Below are 21927 nucleotides of genomic sequence, written 5' to 3' on the forward strand. Positions count from 1 at the left end.
CCCGTCAGACGCGTTCGATGATGGTTGCGGTGCCCATGCCGGCGCCGATGCACAGCGTCACCAGCGCGGTGTTGAGATCGCGGCGCTCGAGCTCGTCCAGCACGGTGCCGAAGATCATCGCGCCGGTGGCGCCCAGCGGATGGCCCATGGCGATGGCGCCGCCATTGACGTTGATCCTGTCGTGCTCGATATCGAAGGCCTGCATGTAGCGCAGCACCACGGAGGCGAAGGCCTCGTTGAGCTCGAACAGATCGATGTCCGACAGCTTCATCTTGGCGCGCTTCAACAGCTTCTCGGTGACGTCAACGGGGCCGGTCAACATCAGCACCGGCTCGGAGCCGATGTTGGCGAAGGCGCGGATGCGCGCGCGCGGTTTCAGGCCCATGGCCTTGCCGGCCCTCTTCGAACCGAGCAGCACGGCCGCCGCGCCATCGACGATGCCCGACGAATTGCCGGCATGGTGGACGTGATTGACCTCCTCCACTTCCGGATGCTTCTGCACCGCGACGGCGTCGAAGCCGCCCATTTCGCCGGGCGTGACGAAGGAGGGATTGAGCGAGGCCAGCGACTGCATGTCGGTCGATGGGCGCATATGCTCGTCATGGTCGAGGATGGTGAGGCCATTCTGATCCTTGATCGGAATCACCGAATTCTTGAAGCGGCCATCGGCCCAGGATTTTGCCGCGCGCTTCTGGCTCTCGACGGCGTAGGCGTCGACATCGTCCCGGCTGAAGCCGTATTTTGTGGCGATCAGGTCGGCCGAAATACCTTGCGGCACGAACCAGCCGGGCAGGCCGACCGAAGGGTCCATGAACCAGGCGCCACCCGAGGCGCCCATGCCGACGCGCGACATCGATTCGACACCGCCGGCAATGACGATCTCATCGGCGCCCTGGGCTATCTTGGCGGCGCCGAAATTGATGGCGTCGAGGCCGGAGGCGCAGAAGCGCGAGATCTGCATGCCGGGCGCCGAGGTCGCGTAGCCGGCCTCGAAGGCCGCGGCGCGCGGAATGACCGACCCCGCCTCGCCGACCGGGTCGACACAACCGAAGATGATGTCGTCGACAGTTGCAGTGTCGAGCCCGTTGCGGTCGCGCAGCGCCTCCAGCGTCCTGGCGGCGAGCCGCACTGCCGGCACTTCGTGCAGCGAGCCATCCTTCTTGCCCCTGCCGCGCGGCGTGCGAACGGCGTCATAGACGTAAGCTTCGGCCATTTTCCTGCTCCTTGGGTTTGCCGACCGATGCTCAGAGCGAGCGGCCGATCAGCAATTTCATGATCTCGTTGGTGCCGCCATAGATGCGCTGGACGCGGGCGTCGCGGAACATGCGGGCGATCGGATATTCATTCATGTAGCCATAGCCGCCATGCAATTGAAGGCATTCGTCGACGACTTTGCCCTGCAGGTCGGAAAGCCAGTACTTGGCCATCGACGCCGTCACCGGATCGAGACCGCCATCGATGTGGCGCGCCACGCAATCATTGTAGAAGACGCGGCCGATCGTGGCCTCGGTCTTCAGTTCGGCCAGCTTGAACTGGGTGTTCTGGAAATCGATGACCGCCTTGCCGAACGCCTTGCGCTCCTTGACGTATTCGATGGTCAGCGCCAGCGCGCGCTCGACCATGGCAATCGCGCCTGTGCCGATCTGCAAACGCTCCTGCGGCAATTGCTGCATGAGCTGGATGAAGCCTTGTCCCTCCTCGTGGCCGAGCAGGTTGGAGGTCGGCACACGCGCATCGTTGAAGAACAGCTCCGATGTGTCATTGGCCTTCAAGCCGATCTTGTCGAGGTTGCGGCCGCGCTCGAAGCCGTCGACCTCGTCGGTCTCGACGACGATCAGCGAAGTCCCCTTGGCGCCCTTGTCCGGATCGGTCTTGGTGACGACGATGATGAAATTGGCGAGCTGGCCATTGGTGATGAAAGTCTTGGAGCCATTGATCTTGTATTGGTTGCCGTCCCTCTCGGCCCGCGTCTTGACGCCTTGCAGGTCGGAGCCGGCGCCGGGCTCCGTCATGGCGATGGCGCCGATCAGTTCGCCGGTGGCGAGCTTCGGCAGCCATTTCTTCTTTTGCTCCTCCGAGCCGTAGTGGAGGATGTAGGGGGCGACGATCGAATTGTGCAGACCGATGCCGAAGCCGTCGACGCCGACATGGCCGATGGCCTCGATGATGGCGCTCTCATGGGCGAAGGTGCCGCCCGATCCGCCATATTCCTCCGGCATTGAGGCGCAGAGCAGGCCGGCGGCACCGGCCTTCAGCCAGCTCTCGCGGTCGACCATTTCGTTCTTCTCGAACTCGTCGTAACGCGGCGCGATCTCTTCGGACATGAAGCGGTGCGCCATGTCGTAGAGCATGCCGACCTCGTCCGCCGCCCAGGCGGGCTTCGGCAGGCCAAGGATTTCGGCTGGGTTGGTCATGCGATGATCTTCCTCCCAAGGTCTGCCATCGAAATTGAGATCCGCGCACTGTCGCGGCGCCCCCTCCCGGCCCCTCTGGACCGCCCTCCCCTCAAAGGGAGAGGGACCATTTCTAGAACGCTTCCGCCGGCAGTGCCATCAACGTATCGGCGCCACTGGAGATGCGGGCGAGACGCGTCGCGGTTTCCGGCATGATCCGCTCCATGAAGAAGCGCGCCGTCACCAGCTTGTTGTCGTAGAAGGACGACGCGCCGTTGGCGCCCGGCTTGCCTTGGGCGGCCCTGGCCATCTGCGCCCACATATAGCCGAGCGCCACGAGGCCGAAGAGATGCATGTAGTCGGTCGAGGCGGCGCCGGCATTGTCGGGCTTGGCCATGCCGTTCTGCAGCAGCCACATGGTCGCCGTCTGAAGATCGTTGAGGCTCTTCTTCAATGCCTTGGTGAAGGGGGCCATCTTCTCGTCGGCGCGGTTCTCTTCGCAGAATTCGCCGACTTCCTTGAAGAACAACTGCACCGCGCGGCCGCCGTTCAGACCCAGCTTGCGGCCGACGAGGTCGAGCGCCTGGATGCCGTTGGCGCCTTCATAGATCATGGCGATGCGGGCATCGCGCACGAACTGGCTCATGCCGTGCTCTTCGATGTAGCCATGGCCGCCGAACACCTGCTGCGCCATCACGGCGTGATCGAAGCCCTTGTCGGTGAGCACGCCCTTCACCACCGGCGTCATCAGCCCTGTGTAGTCGTCGGCCGCCTGGCGGTCCTTGTCGTCGGCGGAGCGATGGGCGATGTCCGACTTGATCGCCGTCCACAGCGCCAGCGCGCGGCCGGCCTCGTTGAAGGCTCTCATGGTCATCAGGCTGCGGCGGATGTCGGGATGGACGATGATAGGATCGGCCTTCTTGTCCGGCGCCTTCGGCCCCGACAGCGAGCGGCCCTGCAAGCGGTCCTTGGCGTAGGCGACGGCGTTCTGGTAGGCAATCTCGGACAGCGAAAGCCCCTGCAGGCCGACGCCGAGCCGCGCCTCGTTCATCATCGTGAACATCGCCTTGAGACCGCCATTGGCCTCGCCCAGCAGCGTGCCTTGCGCCTCGTCATAATTCATGACGCAGGTCGAATTGCCGTGGATGCCCATCTTTTCCTCGATCGAACCGCAGGAGACGGTGTTCCTCTCATCGGGATTGCCAGAAGCATCGAGCTTGAGCTTCGGCACGATGAACAGCGAGATGCCCTTCACCCCTTCGGGCGCCCCCTCGATGCGGGCCAGCACCAGGTGGACGATGTTGTCCGCCATGTCGTGCTCGCCGGCCGAGATGAATATCTTCTGGCCCGAGATCTTGTAAGTGCCGTCGCCATTCGGCACGGCCTTGGTGCGCAGCAGGCCCAGATCGGTACCGCAATGCGGCTCGGTCAGGTTCATGGTGCCGGTCCAGGCGCCCTCGACCATCTTCGGCAGCCATTTGGCTTTCTGCTCGTCGGTGCCATGGGTGATGATCGCCGCGATCGCGCCCTGCGTCAGGCCCGGATACATCATCAGCGACATATTGGCCGACACCATATACTCGGCCACGGCGGTATGCACGGCATAGGGCAGGCCTTGGCCGCCGAACTCGACGGGCGCCGCCAGCCCCATCCAGCCGCCCTCGCGATACTGATCGAAGGCTTCCTTGAAGCCCTTCGGCGTCGTCACCGAGCCATCGTCATGGCGCACACAGCCTTCCATGTCGCCGACACGGTTGAGCGGATGCATGACGTTTTCCGCGAGCTTGGCGCCCTCGGCGAGGATCGCCTCCAGCACGTCGGGCGTTGCATCAGAAAAGCCGGGGAGATTGGAATGGCGCTGGTAGCCCAGCACCTCGTTGAGCACGAACAGCGTATCCTGCACCGGCGCCCTGTAGATCGGCATGCTCTTCTCCACCCTGCGGACCTGATCCGAAACCCCCGAATTCATGTCAGGCGGCATGCGGACCCGTGTTCAGCGGGAGATAACAAAAATTGACGTTTGCGTAAACGTCAATTCAGCCGATGCGACAAAATTTCTCCTGCACCGCAGCAAACCGCACGCGATGCAGTACATGTGTTGGAACCCTCAATGACAAAAGCCGCGTGGCGCTCGCCACACGGCTTTTTTCGATCATGGATGTTGCGCCGCAAGGCGGCGGCCCAAATCAGCCGGCGACGCTCGCCTGCGGCGCCGAGCGCTCGACCAGCATCTGCCGGACGGCAGCCATGGAGGTGCTCAACTCGCTGATGGCGTCATCGATGAGCGTGCGCTGCTTCTGGAGGCGGGCAAGCTGCTTCTCCGACTTGTCCAATGCCAGCCGCAACTGCTTGGTGTTGGAGCCGGTGGGATCATAGAGATCCATCATCTGCTTGACGTCGCGCAACGAGAACCCGACCTTGCGGCCGAGCAGGATCAGTTTCAGCCGAACCCTGTCGCGGCGCGTGTAGAGGCGGGTTGAACCGTCGCGCTGCGGGTTGAGCAGGCCCTTGTCTTCGTAGAAACGCAGCGTGCGCAGCGTCACGCCATATTTCTTGGCCATTTCGCCGATGCGGACGAGGTCCTCGCCCGAGTCGACGGATATAGTGTTGGTATTGGCCGCGGTCTCGCCGGCCGAGATAAGCTTCATGGTCACTGGCTTTCCCCGTCTGTGGCGTCGCGGTCCTGGACCAAGCGATGCCTGACTGAAAGCGGGGGCGTGCTTCCAGCCGTGGTTTCGACAAACAAATCGCAAACAGCACGCTTGATGCGCCTTTTACGTTTACGTCAATTCTATACCGATAGCCCTCTCATGACGCAAGGGCGTTGTGCGGGCGGCGCTTTATGCCGCAGCGGCCGGTTCACCGCGAACTTCGTCGCAACTTCTTAAGCTTGGTTAACGCGTTGTTTACCACGTTGGGCGAATTGTGCGCATGTCGGCTACCCGTGTTTATCCTGTATCGAATTTTTCACGGTTTTTCGGAGCGCGGGTGAACCCCGGGAAGCTTGTCTTCCACCGTGGTGCGGCCGCCTTCGTTCCGGCGAGGATTTGGGGAGCTGGTCGCAAACCGGCCAATCTGAAAGACGGACGCACCGATGAACAGCAAGCGGTCCTACCTCGATACACTCAACGCCGGCAGGCAGCGCAGGCCTCAGACCACGCTCGAGCAGTTGAACCGCTCGCTGGAGACGCTGGAACAGCGGCTAGAGAGGACGCGCGAGGATACGATGGCACGTCCCGATCCCCGCCAATATGGCGCCGAACCGCGCTATCCCGCAGCACAGCCTTCGGCTCAGCCGCGCTGGTACCAGGATCCGCAGCCCGCGCCGCATCCGCAGGCGCCGATGCCGGCGCCGGCCGTCGGCCAGAACTACCAGAACCTTGCCCGCGATATCGACCGCATCCGCGGTCAGGAAGACAGCGTTGCCATGGTCGGCAAGATAGCCGGCGAGCTGCGCGGCATGCGCGAGGAATTGCGCCACCAGATGACTGCCGGGCTGCAGAGCGAATTCGAGGCGCTGCGCAAGGACATCGACCGCGCCCTGCTGGCAAACGCCAAGTCAGGCGCTTCGGGCAAGGGCAGCGCCGAACTTGGCCTCGAATTCGAGCGGCTTTCCGGCGCCATCAAGACGCTGTCGGAAAAAAGCGACGACAGAAGCGTCAACATGCTGCGGCTCGAACTCGAACAGGTCAAAGCCGCGCTCGACACGCTGGCGCGCGAGGAGAGCGTGCAGAAGGTCGACCGCCGCTGGGACGATTTCGATCGTCGCTGGACAGCCTTCGAGGACCGCGTCGACGCCGACCAGCGCAACCGCTCACCGGACCCCGCCATTTCGGGCCTGACCGATCGGCTGGAGCAGATCAGCAACGCCGTCAACAACCTGCCGGAATCGCTATCCCTGCGCTCGCTGGAGGAAAAGGTCCGCACGCTGGCCAGCGCCGTGGATCATTTCGCCAGCCAGCAGGACAATCGCGGCGGCAGCACGCTGGCCATGATCGACGAGCGGCTGGACGAGATCTCCCGCGCCATCGTCGCCTCGACCGTCGCGGCACAGGCCAATACGCTCGACCATGAAGCCTTCGAGCGCATCGAGAAACGGATCGATTCGCTCGCCCGGCAGATCGAGGAAGTGGCGCAGGACCACCCCGGCAACGCCGTCGTCGACCGGCTGAACACGCTGTCGAGCCGGGTCGACGAACTCGCCGGCCGCGCCGCCCTGCCCGAGCAGGCGATGGAACGGCTGGCCAAGCAGATCGCGCTCATCGCCGACAAGATCGACCGGGCGCCGGCCATGCCCGACGCCGACTATATCTTCCACGGGCTTGAGCAACGCTTCGACGTGCTGTCGTCGATGATGGAACGGCGCCAGGGCGACGCCATCGAACAGGGCAACATGCTGTTCCGCGACCTTGAGCGCCGACTGGACGAGGTCGCCGACCGGCTCGACCAGCGCATGCCGCAAGTCGACGGCGCCGGCATCATGGAAGCCATCGATGCCCGCTTCACGGCCCTCGCCAAGCGCATGGAAACACGCATTCCCGACCCCGCCGGCGAAGCCGCGATCCGTGGCCTGGAAAGCCGGCTCGAAGACATTTCGAGCCGCCTGGACTCGTCCGCCGCGCAAGTGGCCGGCATCGATCCGGCGCTGATCCGCAGCCTGGAGGCGCAAGTCGCCAGCCTGTCCGCCCACCTGTCCAGGCCCAGCGCACCGCTGCCGGAGTTCGAGGACATCAGCCCACGCCTCAATGAAATCGAGAAGGCGCTGGCGGGAACGCGCGACTCCATCCTTGGCGCGGCGCGCGAGGCGGCCGAGAACGCGGTGCGCTCGCTGGCCGGCTCGGGCGCCGACACGTCGGCGGTTTCCGGCCTTGCCCAGGACCTGAAGACGCTCGAGACGCTGACACGCCGTTCCGACGAGCGTAACTCGAGAACGTTCGAGGCCATCCACGACACGCTGCTCAAGATCGTCGACAGGCTGGGTTCGCTGGAGCCAGGCGAACCGTCCGAGGCGATGAGCGAGCTCCTGGATGCACGCCCGGACGAAGCGATCGGCAAGCGCCGTGCGCGAGCCGACAAGATGGCCGTGGACGCTCCGTCGATGGATATCGACGAGCCCATGCCGCTGACAGGGAACATGGCCGATCTCGACGGCCGCGCCGCCGCGATCATGCGCAGCCAGCCCGCTTCGCCACGCGGGCCGGGTGCGCGCTCGCCCGCGGAGGCGGCGGCCGCCGCCGCCATGGCCGCGCTTGGTTCCGATCCGATCGCCGGGAAGGGCGAGCCGACCGGCCGCCGCAAATCGATGCTGGGCGGCTTGGCGCGCGCGTTCAAGGGCAAGAAGGAAGCAGACGTTCCGCCGCTGGCGGGCTCGATGCCGGGTCCGGAAATCCCGAGCGTCGATCTCGACGAGCCGCTCGACCCGAAAATGGCCAATCGGCCACTGGAGCCCGGCTCCGGCGCGCCCGACCTCAACGCCATCATGAAGCGCGTGCGCGACGAGCGCGGGCAACCGGCGAAGCTCAGCGACAGCGATGCCGCAAAATCGGACTTCATCGCGGCGGCTCGCCGCGCGGCGCAGGCCGCCGCCGCCGAGGCCGACGCCTTGAAGCGCCAGTCGACGATGAAGGGACCGGTGAAGGCGCTCAGGATCGGCGACCTGCTCAAGGCGCGGCGCAAGCCGATTCTGATGGCGGCCGCTGCGATCATGCTGGCGCTTGCCGGCCTGCAGCTTGGCAAGGCGTTCCTCGCCGATCCCGCCCAGGTGGCAAGCAATGATGCGCCGGCCGTTGCCTCGCAACCGCTGGAAACCGCATTCGTCGACGCCGCGAGCCCGCCCAAGCCGAAAACCCAGTTGGCGGCAGCGAACAGCGAACCGGCCCGTGAGGTCAGGCAGGCCGAGCCCTCCGCTCCGGCGGTCAAGGACGACATGGTGGCGCAGACCGCGCTCGCCATGCCGTCGGACGGCGATGGGCCGACGAACGCTGGCCCGACGGCGGAGCGGGCTCCGACGGCGATGGCTCCCGTCATGCCTGCCGGCGCGGGTGCGGCAGGCTCCGACGCGATGGCTTCGGCAGAACCCATTTCCGCCGGTCCAGCGGCTCCTTCTTCTCCGGCCCCTTCCGCTGCTGCCGGCGGAACGCAAACGACGGATGCGGACAGCGGTATCCAACCGACAGTGGCTGCACCGGCCATGGCCAATGACAGCACCGGCGCCGTCGTGCCCGCCGGCGCTCCCGCGGCCCCGGCCAAATTCGACATTCCCGCCGATGCAGGCCCGGTCGCCCTGCGCGACGCCGCAGCCACCGGCGACGCCAAGGCGCTGTTCGAGATCGGCTCGCGCTATTCCGAGGCGCGCGGCGTCAAGGAAGACATGGCGGCCGCGGCCAAATGGTATGAAAAGTCCGCGGAACTCGGCTTCGCTCCGGCCGAGTATCGCATCGGCAATTTCTACGAGAAGGGCATCGGCGTCCCGCGCGACATCAAGAAGTCGAAGACCTGGTACCAGCTCGCCGCCGAGCAGGGCAACGCCAGCGCAATGCACAATCTGGCAGTGCTGTTCGCCATGGCCGCGGACGGCGTGACCGACAATGAATCGGCCGCGCACTGGTTCCAGGAGGCCGCCGATCTCGGCGTGAAGGACAGCCAGTTCAATCTCGGCATCCTCGCCGCCAAGGGCGTCGGCATGAAGCAGAACCTGGAGGAGTCCTACAAATGGTTCGCGCTCGTCGCCAAGACCGGCGACAAGGACGCTGCCGCCAAGCGCGACGAGATCGCCAACGCGCTGCGTCCCGAGCAACTCGAGCGCGCCCGCGCCGCCACCGAACTGTGGAAGGCCAAGCCGCTCGATCAGGCCGCCAATTCGGCCGACATTCCCGAATCCTGGCAAGATGGCACACCGCAGACCACGGCCAGCATCGATATGAAGAAGGCGGTCAAGAACATCCAGCTCATCCTCAACAAGAACGGCTACGACGCCGGCGGCGCCGACGGCGTGATGGGCGCGAAGACCAAGAACGCGATCGTCGCGTTCCAGACCGACAACAAGCTGCCTGCGACCGGTGCGGTCGACGAAAAGCTGGTCAAGGCGTTGCTGGCGCGCAAATAGCGGCAGGAGCGTCGTATCCGCGACGCCCCTGCCACACATTTGCCTGTTAACTGCTTGAGATGTTTTTTGTTTCGGCGCGGCGGCGGGGTTTGACCCGGCCGCCGCTTCGGCGCAAGGAAAAATTGGCTTTTCGGTGCGATACTATCCGCAACGGCGGTATTCGCCGACTGGCAAACTGATCGAGACCGACGGGTGGGCATCTATCTCCCGATTGCGGAAATTTCCGTCAACGTCTTCGTGCTGCTGGCCATGGGCGCTGCGGTGGGCTTTCTGTCGGGCATGTTCGGCGTCGGCGGCGGTTTTCTCATCACGCCGCTCCTGATCTTCTACAACATCCCACCGGCAATCGCGGTGGCGACCGGCGCCAACCAGGTCATCGCCTCATCCTTCTCCGGCGCGCTGTCGCATATGAAGCGCGGCACGCTCGACTTCAAGCTCGGCGGGGTGCTGCTTGCCGGCGGCATCGTCGGCTCCACCGGCGGCATCTATGTCTTCGCTTTCCTGCGCAGGCTGGGACAGCTCGACCTGTTCATCTCGCTGCTCTATGTCGTGCTTCTGGGCACCGTCGGCGGGCTGATGCTGGTCGAAAGCATCAATGCGCTGCGCGCCACGCGCAGCGGCGCGGCACCGGTGCTGAAGAAATCCGGCCAGCACAACTGGATCCACCGCCTGCCGCTGAAGATGCGATTCAGGGCCTCGAAGCTGTTTGTCAGCGTCATCCCAGTGCTTGGGCTGGGCGCGGCCATCGGCTTCCTGTCGTCTATCATGGGTGTCGGCGGCGGCTTCATCATGGTGCCGGCTCTGATCTATCTCCTGAAAGTGCCGACCAACGTCGTCATCGGCACCTCGCTGTTCCAGATCATCTTTACCTCGGCCTACACCACTCTGGTCCACGCCACCACCAATCAGACGGTCGACGTGATGCTGGCCTTTCTTTTGATGGCCGGTGGTGTCGCCGGCGCGCAATATGGCGCCAAGGCCGGCCAGCGGCTGCGCGGCGAGCAGTTGAGAGCGCTGCTGGCGATGCTGGTGCTGGCGGTGGCGATAAGGCTTGCCATCGACCTCTTCGTCACGCCGCCCAATCTTTATTCGCTGTCCGGCGCGGGCTTCAACTGATGAATGGCCTGAAAGCGCTCGCAACCGCCGCTCTTCTGTCATTGATCGCCGCCGCACCCGCGAAGGCGCAGACGCCGCCGACCGAAAGCATCCAGATCGGCCTTTCCACCGACAAAGTCTCGATCACCGCCGGCTTTTCCGGGGCCGACCTGACCATTTTCGGCTCGCTGGAAAATCCTGATCCGCTGGTGGCGCGCCAAGGCCGCTACGACATCATCGTCGTGCTCGAAGGTCCACCCAAGCCGGTGGTGGTGCGCCGCAAGGACCGGGTGCTCGGCGTCTGGGTCAACCTGGAATCCGAGACCTTCGAAAACGTGCCGGTGTCCTATTCGGTGGCGACGACGCGGCCGTTGCAGGACATCACCGAGCCGAACAGCTACAGGCAATTGTCGCTCGGCGCCTCCAATCTCTACATGCAGCCGGCCGATGCCGGCGACAGCCCGGCCACGATCGAGGAATTCACCGCGGCGTTGCGCGAACGCAAGGCCGCGACCGGTCTCTACAGCGAGAATGTCGGCGGCGTGCAGTTCCTGTCACAGAACCTGTTCCGCGCCACGGTGCGGCTGGCGCCGAACGTTCCGGTCGGCACCCACAAGGCGCGCGCGTTCCTGTTCAAGAGCGGCCTGTTCATCAAGGAGAGCTCGGCCCAGCTCGAGATCCGCAAATCCGGTTTCGAACAGTCGATCTTCCGTGTCGCCCACGACTATTCCTTCCTCTACGGCGTCTTCGCCATATCGCTGGCCATGGTGACGGGCTGGCTCGGAAGGTTGATCTTCCGCAAGGACTAAAGCGGCTACAAAGGGGTTTTCCTTTCCCGGATCATGCTATAGACCGCCACCTCCCGGTCTACCGGGCAACACGCACAATTCAATTCGGCAGAGCGGTCCGATCACCCCGGACGACAGAGAGCGCACGCTTCACAGACGGCGCCGAACCGCTGCTTTAGCAGAGATGACAGGAGGCTGCGATGCGACCAGCATTCGCCGGCATCGATTTTGGCACTTCCAACTCCACCGTGGGCGTGGTCAGGAGCGGCCAGCCGCACCTCGTCGCGCTGGAAGGCGGCGAGGTCACGCTGCCAAGCGCCGTGTTCTTCAACTTCGAGGACAACCGTACCTGTTTCGGCCGCCACGCAATCGCCAATTACACCGACAGCGTCGAAGGTCGGCTGATGCGCTCGCTGAAGAGCGTGCTCGGCAGCGCGCTCGCGCAGGAAAAGACGCGCATCAAGGCGCGATCGATCGGCTTCATGGAGATCGTCGGCCTGTTCCTCGGCCATCTGCGAAAAAGACTGGAGGACGATGCCGGCGGCGCCGTCGAGAGCGTGGTACTCGGCCGGCCGGTGCAGTTCGTCGACGACGACGCCGAGGCCGATGCCAGGGCACAAAGCGAGCTCGAAGGAGCCGCCCGCGCCCAGGGCTTCAAGCATATCGCCTTCCAGTTCGAACCGATCGCGGCGGCCCTCGACTACGAGCAGAAGGTGACGCGCGAGGAACTGGCGCTGATCATCGACATGGGTGGCGGCACGTCGGACTTCTCGATCGTAAGGGTCTCGCCGCAGCGTGCCCGCTCGCTTGACCGCAAGGACGATATCCTGGCCAGCCGCGGCATCCATATCGGCGGCACCGACTTCGACCGATTGCTCAGCATCGCGCATGTGATGCCGGAACTCGGCTACCTCAGCCCGACCAAGGACGGCAAGCGCAACCTGCCGGCCAGCTACTTCATCGATCTTGCCACATGGCAACGCATCAACCTGGTCTACACGGCCAAGGCGATGACGCATCTGCGCCAGATCCGCTACGAGGCCGAGCGCGCCGATCTCGTCGACCGCTTCATCCATATCGTCGAGCACCGGTACGGGCACGCGCTGGCCGCTCTTGTCGAAAGGGCCAAGATCGAGCTGACCGACAAGGTCTCGGCCGATGTCGAGGTGAGGCTGCCGGAAGTCCAGTTCGCCGCCGAGATCACCCGAAAGGCGCTGGACGCCACGATCGCCAGGGACATCGAGCGCGTTGCCGCCACGGTCGGCCAGACCATCGGCGACGCCGGGGTCAAGTCGTCCGACCTCACCGCCGTGTTCCTGACCGGAGGATCCACCGCGATCCCGCTGGCGAGACAAAAAATCCTGTCGCTGATGCCTCAGGCTTCGGTCATCGAGGGCGATATGTTCGGCTCGGTCGGACTTGGCCTTTCGCTGGACGCGCAGCGCAAGTTCGGCTGATATCCGGACAGTTCACGAACGCGCGGACGCCTTCTCGTCGGCCCCCAAATGCGCCTTGAGCGCCATCTGGGCCAAGCTTGCCTGGCGGTCGCGATGTGTAATCATGGCGAAGTCGCGTTTCGGCAGTTCGAGCGGCACGGACCGCAGGCTGCCTTCGGCGACGGCGCGTCCGACGACGAGCTCCGAAATGATGGTGGCGCCGGCACCGGCCTCGACCGCCTGGCGAACCGCCTCGTTGCTCGGCAGCACCAGAAATATCTGCAGGTCGTCAAGCGAAATCCCTTCGCGGCGCGCCAGATCCTCCAGCACCTCCCGCGTGCCGGAACCGCCCTCGCGGATGATCCAGCGCAGCCCTTTTATGTCGGGGCGGCCCGGCGCGATTTCGGCGATCTCGGGATGAGAACCGGCAACCACCAGCATCAACCGGTCGATATCGACCTTGGCGCGGCGCAATATGTCGGACTCGGTGCGCCCCTCGACCAGGCCGAGATCGGCGGTTCCATCCAGCACGCTGGCTTCGACCTGCCTGGTGTTGCCTATGCTGACGCTCAGCCTGACCGCAGGATAGGCTTCGTGGAAGGACGCCAGCCGGCGCGGCAGCCAATAGCTGGCGATCGTCAGGCTGGCGGCGATGGAGAGGCTGCCGGCAACCGTCTGCGAGACATGTTCCAGCACATTGCGTGCGGCGGCGGCTCGTTCCAGTACGGCCTTGGCTTCTGGCAGGAACCGGTGACCGGTCTGGGCAAGCTCGATGTTGCGGCCGACGCGGTTGAACAGATGGACGCCATGCTGCTCCTCAAGCGCGCGGATGGCGGCCGACGCGGCCGATTGGGAGATGCCCAGCAGCTCCGCCGCCTTGGTCATGTGGCCGCGCTCGGCGACGGCGACAAATATCCGCAACTGGTCAAGTGTCATAAGGCATTAAGAACCAATATCGATCGAATTTACAAGAACAACTGATTAGACGGGTTGATAGCTTTATTCTAAGTTTTCAATCGAAGTTAGAAAAAATTCGCTACCGATTGACAGAGAATGAAATGATCGGGCGGTTCAAGTCCCTGTTCGCGCACTGGACCCGCGGCCTGCGGCGGCGGCTGGCCGGCGATCGCTATCATCCGGAAGAGCATTACATGCGCGGTCCCGGGCCGAAAACCAGGGCCAAAGCCGCCAACCGCAGAAGCGCTCGGGGATCATGACCCAAGGATCTCTGCGCGGCGCGAATTCCGCCCCGTCCCAACGCCCGCTCGCCGACACGAACGCACCCGACGAGAACGATGGCGTCGACACCTCGCCCGCCGTCTCCGACCGCATCGCCAAGACCACATGCTATATGTGCGCCTGCCGCTGCGGCATCGACGTGCACATCAAGGACGGCAAGGTCCGCTACATCAACGGCAACAAGGATCATCCGGTCAATCGCGGCGTGATCTGCGGTAAGGGCAGCTCCGGCATCATGCAGCATTACAGCCCTGCCCGGCTGAAAAAGCCGCTGCTGCGCACCGGCTCGCGCGGCTCGGGAGAATTCCGCGAGATCGAGTGGGAAGAAGCGCTGACGATCGCCGCGGAGCGGCTTTCGTCCATCCGCCGCAGCGACCCGAAGAAACTCGCCTTCTTTACCGGCCGCGACCAATCGCAATCCCTGACCGGCTGGTGGGCAAGCCAGTTCGGCACGCCGAACTTCGCCGCGCATGGCGGTTTCTGTTCGGTGAACATGGCCGCAGGCGGGCTTTATACGATCGGCGGCTCGTTCTGGGAGTTCGGCGAACCCGACTGGGACAATACCCGGTATTTCATGCTTTTCGGCGTCGCCGAGGACCATGATTCCAACCCGATCAAGATCGGCCTCGGCAAGCTGAAGGCGCGCGGCGCCAAGGTGGTGTCGATCAATCCATGCCGCACTGGCTACAACGCCATCGCCGACGACTGGATCGGCATCCGGCCGGGCACCGACGGCCTATTCGTGTTTGCCCTCATCCACCAGCTCTTGAAGGCAGGCCGCGTGGATCTCGACTATCTCCTGCGCTACACCAACGCCCATGTGCTCGTCATCCAGGATCCGGGTGCGGCCGATGACGGGCTGTTTGTCCGCGATGGCGCCGGCAACCTGCTCGCCTGGGACAGGGTGGCGAAGGTGCCTGTCCGCGCCACCGACGCCAGCGCCAAACCGGCACTGACCGGCAGCTTCACCATCGACGGCCGTCGCTGCGTTCCGGCGTTCCAGCTGATCGCCGATCGATACCTCGATGAGAGCTATTCGCCCGATGCGGTCGCGGAGCGCTGCGGCATTGCCGCCGGCACGATCCGCAGGATCGCCGCCGAGCTCGCACATGTCGCCTTTGAGCAGACGATCGAACTGCCGGTGGCGTGGACCGACTGGGCCGGCCGCCGCCACGAGACGATTAGGGGACGGCCCGTGTCGATGCACGCGATGCGCGGCATCTCAGCCCATTCCAACGGTTTTCATTCTTGCCGAGCCATTCATCTGCTGCAGGTGCTGCTCGGAACGGTGGACGTCCCGGGCGGCTTCCGCTTCAAACCGCCTTATCCGCGTTGCGCGCCGCCAGGACCGAAGCCTGCCGGCAAGAACGTCCGGCCGATGACGCCACTGGACGGCATTCCGCTCGGCTTCGTCTGCGGGCCTGACGACCTTCTGGTCGATGAGGCAGGGGTGCCGATCCGCATAGACAAGGCCTATTCCTGGGAGGCGCCGCTCGCTGCGCACGGCTTGATGCACACCGTCATCCGTAACGCCTGGGCCGGCGATCCATACAAGATCGACACGCTGATGATGTACATGTCGAACATGGCCTGGAATTCCTCGATGAACACCGTCGAGACGATTCGTATGCTGACCGACCGCGACGAGGCGGGCAATTACAAGATCCCTTTCATCATCTATTCCGACGCCTATTATTCCGAGACCGTGCCGTTCGCTGACCTCGTGCTGCCCGACACAACCTATCTCGAACGGCACGACTGCATCAGCCTGCTCGACCGGCCGATCAGCCATGCCGACGGACCGGGCGATGCTATACGCCATCCCGTGGTCGAGCCGGACCGGGACGTGCGCCCGTTCCAATCGGTGCTGATCGAGCTCGGCGCGCGCCTCGGCCTGCCGGGTTTCGTCAGAGAAGACGGGGCGGCCAAATATGCCGACTATGCCGACTACATCGTCAATCACGAGCGCACGCCCGGTATCGGCCCGCTCGCCGGCTGGCGCGGCAAGGACGGCAATTCGACCGGCAAGGGCGAGCCAAACCCGGACCAGTTGCAGCGCTACATCGACAATGGCGGCTTCTGGCACCACGATTTCGCTGAGGACCAGCGTTACTACAAGATGGCCAACCGGTCCTATCTCGATTTCGCGGTGCAGATGGGCTTCATCCCGAAGGCCGAACCAGTCGTCTTCCAGCTCTATTCCGAACCCTTGCAGCGCTTTCGTCTTGCCGCGCGCGGTCATGGTCGGGCCGTGCCGCCCGAGAGCGAACGCCAGCGTATCGAGACCTACATGGACCCGCTACCCTTCTGGTACGTACCGTTCGAGGAAGCGGCCGTCGACCAGCAGAAATATCCGTTGCATGCGCTGACGCAGCGGCCGATGCACATGTACCATTCCTGGGGTTCGCAGAATGCGTGGCTGAGGCAGATTACCAGCCAAAACCGGCTGTTCGTGCATGAGAGGACCGCCGCAGGTCTCGGCCTTGCCGACGACGACTGGGTCTGGATCGAAAGCATCAATGGCAAGGTCAAGGGACAGATCAAGCTGGTCGAGGGCGTGAACGAAAGCACGGTCTGGACCTGGAACGCCATCGGCAAAAGGCGTGGCAGCTGGGGGCTGAAGGACGATGCCGCCGAAAGCAATCGCGGCTTCCTGCTCAATCACATCATCGGCGACCAGACCACGGCAGACACCAACGGCAGGCGGTATTCGAATTCCGATCCGGTGACCGGCCAGGCGGCATGGTTCGATCTCAAGGTGCGCATCGTCAAATGCGTGGCGGAGGAAGCCGGTTTCACCGAGCCGCAATTCGAGCGTTTCCACCAGCCGCCGCAATTCCAGCCATCGCCGGACACACTTCGCTTTGGCGCCGAATTCCGCATGAACAGGGAAGCCGCCAAATGACCTGCGTCCCCGCCCACACGGGCAAAAAACTAGGCCTGGTCATAGACCTCGACACCTGCGTCGGTTGTCAGGCCTGCGTCACCGCCTGCAAGGAATGGAACACCGGCGGCCACATGGCGCCGCTGACCGACATCGACCCCTATGGCGGCCATGTCGACGGCGTCTGGTTCAATCGCGTGCACAGCTACGAGCACACCACCGCGATGGGCGGCCGCACGGTGAACTTCCCGCGCTCGTGCCTGCATTGCGAGACGCCGGCCTGCGTCACTGTGTGTCCGACCGGCGCCTCCTACAAACGAGCCTCGGACGGCATCGTGCTGGTCGATGAGGACAAGTGCATCGGCTGCAAGCTATGCAGCTGGGCCTGCCCCTATGGCGCGCGCGAATTCGACACCGATGTCGGCGTGATGAAGAAATGCACGCTCTGCGTCGACCGCATCTACAATGACAATCTCGCCGAGGAGGACCGCGTGCCGGCCTGCGTCGCGGCCTGTCCGACCAGCGCACGGCATTTCGGCGATCTCGGCGACCCCGCCTCGGCGGTGTCGCAACTGGTTGAGGAGCGTGGCGGCGTCGACCTGATGCCGGAACTCGGCTACCGCCCGACCAACAAATACCTGCCGCCGCGCGCGCATACCGAACGCGCCGCAAAGATTTCTGCGCCAACCCTGGAGCCGGTGAGGGCCGAGGGTGGGTTCCTCGGCTGGGTCGACCGCATGCTCTCGAACTAAATCCTATGCATCCAGCCTTCTCGGTCGTCTTCTTCACCACCGCCACCGGCGCCGGCTACGGCCTGCTGGCGCTGCTCGGCGTGCTGGCGCCACTTGGCGTCATCGCACCCGATTTCTGGCTGGGCTTCATCGGCATGGGACTGGCGCTCGGGCTGATCACCGCCGGCCTGTTGTCCTCGACCGGACATCTCGGCCGCCCCGAACGCGCTTGGGGTGCGTTCTCGCAATGGCGCAGTTCCTGGCTGTCGCGCGAAGGCGTCGCCTCGGTCGCCACCTTCGTCCCGGCTGGACTGTTCGGCATTGGCTGGGTCATTCTTGGCCGCACCGATGGCTGGGTCGCCGCCGCCGGACTTCTGGCAACGATTGGCGCCGTCATCACCGTCTGCATGACCGGCATGATCTATGCCTCGCTGAAACCCATCGCTCAGTGGCACAGCCCTTGCACCTTGCCCGGCTATCTCATTTTCTCGGCTATGAGCGGCAGTGTGCTTCTGGCCGCGCTATGCCAAGGCTTTGCCGTCGGTTCCAAAATGCTTCTGGCAGCCTGCGTACTGCTGACCCTGCTCGGTTGGGCCTGGAAGCTTGCGACCTGGCGGTACAACGACCAATTGGAAATCCCCACCAACGCCAACACCGCAACCGGGCTTGCCGGGGGGACGGTTAGATCGCTGGAATGGCCGCATACCGAGGAAAATTATTTGCTCAAGGAAATGGGTTTTCGCATCGCGCGCAAGCACAGCGCAAAGCTGCGGCGGATCACCCAGCTCCTGGGTTTCGCGCTGCCCGCCTTGCTGCTGATTACGGCCTTCGCCTTGCCGTCACCTTTCGCGGCGCTCGCATCGGTGTTCGCCGCGGTCGCACACTTTGTCGGCATGCTGGTCGAACGTTGGCTGTTCTTCGCCGAAGCGAAGCACACGGTCACTCTCTACTACGGGAAATAGCGGCTTCAGCCGGGTCGCAGCATCGAGCCTGAAATCGCAAAGATGCGGTCCGTGCCGAGCATATAGGCCATCAGCGATTCCAGGCGGAACAGGCCGGCATAGGCGCGGTCGAGCACGTTGAGTGAGCCGGTATAGGCGCCGAAGGCGGGCATGATCATGCGGCCGCCATCGCCGGCGAAGCAGCGCCGCCGCACTGAACGGCCCTGCTGGACGATGCGGGCGCAGGGATGGAGATGGCCCGATATCTCGCCCTCGACGCGCAGCTTCGACGGCTCGTGCCGGAACAGCAACGAGCCGATGGCGAGTTCGCGCACCGTATCGCCCGGCAGGTCGGCCGGCGCCTCCGGGTCATGGTTGCCGGCCACCCAGAACCAGTCGCGGCCCGCCATCAGCGCCTCCAGCCGTTCGCGGAAACTTCGATGCATGCGCTCGGCGCCGCCGCCATCGTGGAAGGAATCGCCCAGGCTGATCACGATTGCCGGCTGGTAGTCCGAGATGACGGCCTGCAATCGCAGCAAGGTCGCGCCGGTGTCATAGGGCGGGAGCAGCATGCCGCGCCTTGCCAGCGATGAGCCTTTTTCCAGATGCAGATCGGAAACGGCCAGAAGCTTGAGCTCGGGAAAGTAGAGCACGCCGCGCGGATCGCAGACCGCACGTTCGCCGGCGATGCCGACCAGATCGGCGTCGGCGATCAACGATGCGCGCGCCAGCGAAAAATTCATTCCTCAGCCATCTCCGGCCCCATGGCTTCCTCAACCAGCGTGGCCGCATCCATCAGCAGCGTTTCATCGGCTTCGCCGTGCACCGGCATCTTGCCGATCTCGAGCATGATCGGCACGGCGAGCGGCGATATCTGTTCGAGGTTCTTATGCATGATTCGACCTTGAATGCGCGAGAGCATGTCCGCAAGTCTGCTGACATCGAGCAGGCCCGCCGCCGCGTCCGCGCGCGTCGCCTGGAGCAATATGTGATCCGGCTCATGGCTGCGCAGGACGTCATAAATAAGGTCTGTCGAGACAGTCACCTGACGGCCACTCTTCTCCTTGCCGGGATGACGCTTTTCGATCAGCCCTGAAATCAGCGCGCAATTGCGAAAAGTGCGCTTGAGAAGCCAGCTGTCTGCCAGCCAGGCCTCAAGATCGTCGCCAAGCATGTCCTCATCGAAAAGCGCGCCGAGCGAGGGTTTTCCGGCTTTGAACATCGCCCCCATGTCGCCCAGCGACCAAATGGCCAAGGCATAGTCGGTGGCGACGAAGCCAAGCGGCCTGGCGCCCGTCCTGTCCAGACGGCGGGTAAGCAGCATGCCGAGCGTCTGGTGGGCCAGCCTGCCCTCGAAGGGGTAGGCGACCAGATAGTGGCGGTTGCCGCGCGGAAAGGTCTCGATCAGCAGGTCATCGCGTTTGGGCAGCACCGATTTGTCGGCCTGGAAGCGCAGCCAGTCGGCCACCTGCTCGGGCAGTTTCTTCCACCGCTGCGGATCGTCCAGCATGGCGCGGACCTGTTCGGCGAGATAGGTCGAAAGCGGGAACTTGCCGCCGCCATAGTAAGGCACCTTCGCATCGCTGCCGGGCGCGTTCGAGACGAAGCACTCATTCTCGCGAATGCCTTCGAAGCGAAGAACTTTGCCGGCGAACATGAAGGTGTCGCCATGCGTCAGCGTCTCGAGGAAAGCCTCCTCGATCTTGCCTAAAACCCTGCCGCCGCGCGACACGGAACCCTTGCTGCCGGCCTGGACATAACGCACGTTGAGCGCCGGCACCTCGATGATAGTGCCGACGTTCAGCCTGTATTGCTGGGCCACGCGCGGATTGGATACCCGCCACAATCCCTCCTTGTTGAGGCGGATGCGGGCGTATCGCTCATAGCTCTTCAAGGCGTAGCCACCCGTGGCGACGAAATCGACGACGCGGTCGAATGTCGGCCGACCCAGCCCGGCATAGGGGGCCGCCGACCGCACCTCCTCGTAAAGATCGTCCGCGCGGAACGGTGCGCCGCAAGCACAGCCAAGGACATGTTGCGCCAGCACGTCGAGCCCGCCATCGACCAGTGGAGGCGTATCCTGCGCGCCGAGATAGTTGGCGTCCAGCGCTGCCCGGCATTCGAGCACCTCGAAGCGGTTGGCCGGGATGAGGATGGCTTTGGACGGTTCGTCCATGCGGTGGTTGGCGCGGCCGATGCGCTGTGCCAGCCGGCTCGCTCCTTTCGGTGCGCCGACATGCACGACAAGGTCGACGTCGCCCCAGTCGATGCCGAGGTCGAGCGTAGAGGTGGCGACGATGGCGCGCAGCGCATTGTCGCCCATCGCCTTCTCGACCCGCCGCCGCTGCGCGACATCGAGCGATCCGTGATGCAGCGCGATCGGCAAGGTATCTTCGTTGACGCGCCACAGTTCCTGGAACAGCAACTCCGCCTGGCTGCGCGTATTGACGAACAGCAGGGTAGTCTTGTGGCGCTTGATCTCGCGGTAGATCTCCGGCGTCGCGTAGCGCGCCGAATGCCCCGCCCACGGTACGCGCTCTTCCGAGTCAAGGATGGATATTTCGGGCTTTGCGCCGCCGGTAACGACGATCAGTTCGGCCATATCGCCGGGTGGATTCTGGCCGACCAGCCAGCGGCGCAATTCGTCCGGTTCGGCCACCGTGGCGGAAAGTCCGATGGTCTGAACCTCGGGCACGAACTGGCGCAGCCGCGCCAGGCCAAGCGCTAGGAGATGACCGCGCTTCGAAATCACCAGCGAATGCAACTCGTCGAGCACGACATAGCGCAGGTCTTCGAAGAAACGCCTTGCATCGGGAGCCGCGATCAGCAGCGCAAGCTGCTCGGGCGTGGTGAGCAGGATGTCGGGCGGCACCAGCTTCTGCCGCTGGCGTTTGTGCGCCGGCGTGTCGCCGGTGCGGGTCTCGATGGTGAGGGAGAGCCCGATCTCCTCCACCGGCTTGCCAAGGTTGCGCTCGATGTCGACAGCCAGCGCCTTCAGCGGCGAGATGTAGAGTGTGTGGATGCCGCGATGGGCCTGACCCGGTTTTCGCCTGGCCCTGACGGCCAGTTCGGTCAGCGAAGGCAGGAACCCGGCCAGCGTCTTGCCGGCGCCGGTCGGTGCGATCAGCAGTACCGACTGCCCTGCCTGAGCCCTCGCCAGCAATTCGATCTGGTGCGCGCGCGGCGCCCAGCCCTTCTCGCCAAACCATCTGAGGAATGGGTCGGGCAGAATGACGGCGGCATTCTGGTCGGCAAGGCGCGGCTTCTCTGTCACGCGTCAGAGTTAGCGCGACGGCGCGCTAACTCCAAGAACAA

Annotated in this window: 14 protein-coding genes; 7 read left to right on the forward strand and 7 right to left on the reverse strand. The window is 64.2% G+C overall.

The genetic code is table 11. The annotated features are described in order from the left end of the window. Positions 1-4 precede the first annotated feature (4 nt). The 4 genes from FJ949_RS14850 to FJ949_RS14865 all read right to left on the reverse strand — a co-directional run bounded on the left by FJ949_RS14850 (position 5) and on the right by FJ949_RS14865 (position 5041). Complete coding sequence (locus FJ949_RS14850) at positions 5-1213, reverse strand: acetyl-CoA C-acetyltransferase (protein ID WP_140496671.1); 1209 nt, start codon at positions 1211-1213, stop codon at positions 5-7. Positions 1214-1244: 31 nt separating this feature from the next. Then, on the reverse strand, positions 1245-2414 hold the full coding sequence (locus FJ949_RS14855) for an acyl-CoA dehydrogenase family protein (RefSeq protein WP_140496673.1): 1170 nt from the start codon (positions 2412-2414) through the stop codon (positions 1245-1247). Between the two features lie 112 nt (positions 2415-2526). Then, positions 2527-4317 carry an acyl-CoA dehydrogenase gene (locus tag FJ949_RS14860; protein WP_140496675.1) on the reverse strand — a complete coding sequence of 597 codons (1791 nt, stop codon included), beginning with the start codon at positions 4315-4317 and terminating at the stop codon, positions 2527-2529. A 262-nt stretch (positions 4318-4579) separates the two neighbouring features. After that, entirely contained in the window at positions 4580-5041 is a 462-nt protein-coding gene (locus FJ949_RS14865) for a MerR family DNA-binding transcriptional regulator (protein ID WP_140497287.1), read from the reverse strand. 446 nt (positions 5042-5487) lie between these two features. Between FJ949_RS14865 and FJ949_RS14870 the strand changes: the two genes are divergently transcribed. The 4 genes from FJ949_RS14870 (at position 5488) to FJ949_RS14885 (ending at position 12838) form a co-directional block, all read left to right on the forward strand. After that, on the forward strand, positions 5488-9498 hold the full coding sequence (locus FJ949_RS14870; protein ID WP_140496677.1) for a peptidoglycan-binding protein: 4011 nt from the start codon (positions 5488-5490) through the stop codon (positions 9496-9498). Positions 9499-9690: 192 nt separating this feature from the next. Further along, entirely contained in the window at positions 9691-10614 is a 924-nt protein-coding gene (locus FJ949_RS14875) for a sulfite exporter TauE/SafE family protein (protein ID WP_140496679.1), read from the forward strand. Further along, positions 10614-11402, forward strand: coding sequence for a TIGR02186 family protein (locus tag FJ949_RS14880; protein WP_140496681.1), 789 nt, complete (start codon positions 10614-10616; stop codon positions 11400-11402). Before FJ949_RS14875 ends, FJ949_RS14880 begins: the two co-directional genes overlap by 1 nt. Positions 11403-11581: 179 nt before the next feature. Next, positions 11582-12838 (forward strand): Hsp70 family protein, encoded by a 1257-nt coding sequence (locus FJ949_RS14885; protein WP_140496683.1) that lies wholly within the window; start codon positions 11582-11584, stop codon positions 12836-12838. Between the two features lie 12 nt (positions 12839-12850). On the opposite strand, the gene FJ949_RS14890 is transcribed toward FJ949_RS14885, so the two are convergent. Further along, entirely contained in the window at positions 12851-13753 is a 903-nt protein-coding gene (locus tag FJ949_RS14890) for a LysR family transcriptional regulator (RefSeq protein ID WP_140496685.1), read from the reverse strand. Positions 13754-14030: 277 nt separating this feature from the next. Here FJ949_RS14890 and FJ949_RS14895 point away from each other — a divergent pair, with 277 nt between their 5' ends. The 3 genes from FJ949_RS14895 to FJ949_RS14905 are packed head-to-tail and all read left to right on the forward strand — an operon-like array spanning position 14031 to position 18633. Then, positions 14031-16961, forward strand: coding sequence for a molybdopterin oxidoreductase family protein (locus tag FJ949_RS14895; RefSeq protein WP_140496687.1), 2931 nt, complete (start codon positions 14031-14033; stop codon positions 16959-16961). Then, a complete protein-coding gene (locus FJ949_RS14900) occupies positions 16958-17692 on the forward strand; it encodes a 4Fe-4S dicluster domain-containing protein (RefSeq protein WP_140496689.1) in 735 nt (244 codons plus the stop codon). The genes FJ949_RS14895 and FJ949_RS14900 overlap by 4 nt, the downstream gene beginning before the upstream one ends. Before the next feature lie 5 nt (positions 17693-17697). Then, positions 17698-18633, forward strand: a complete 936-nt coding sequence (locus FJ949_RS14905) for a DmsC/YnfH family molybdoenzyme membrane anchor subunit (protein ID WP_140496691.1) — start codon at positions 17698-17700, stop codon at positions 18631-18633. 5 nt (positions 18634-18638) lie between these two features. On the opposite strand, the gene pdeM is transcribed toward FJ949_RS14905, so the two are convergent. Both pdeM and FJ949_RS14915 read right to left on the reverse strand, forming a co-directional pair. Next, positions 18639-19355, reverse strand: coding sequence for a ligase-associated DNA damage response endonuclease PdeM (gene pdeM / locus FJ949_RS14910; RefSeq protein WP_140496693.1), 717 nt, complete (start codon positions 19353-19355; stop codon positions 18639-18641). Next, positions 19352-21886 (reverse strand): ligase-associated DNA damage response DEXH box helicase, encoded by a 2535-nt coding sequence (locus FJ949_RS14915; protein WP_140496695.1) that lies wholly within the window; start codon positions 21884-21886, stop codon positions 19352-19354. The genes pdeM and FJ949_RS14915 overlap by 4 nt, the downstream gene beginning before the upstream one ends. Positions 21887-21927: the final 41 nt, after the last annotated feature.

Source organism: Mesorhizobium sp. B2-4-1 (genome assembly GCF_006442185.1).
In the GTDB taxonomy this organism is placed as follows: domain Bacteria; phylum Pseudomonadota; class Alphaproteobacteria; order Rhizobiales; family Rhizobiaceae; genus Mesorhizobium.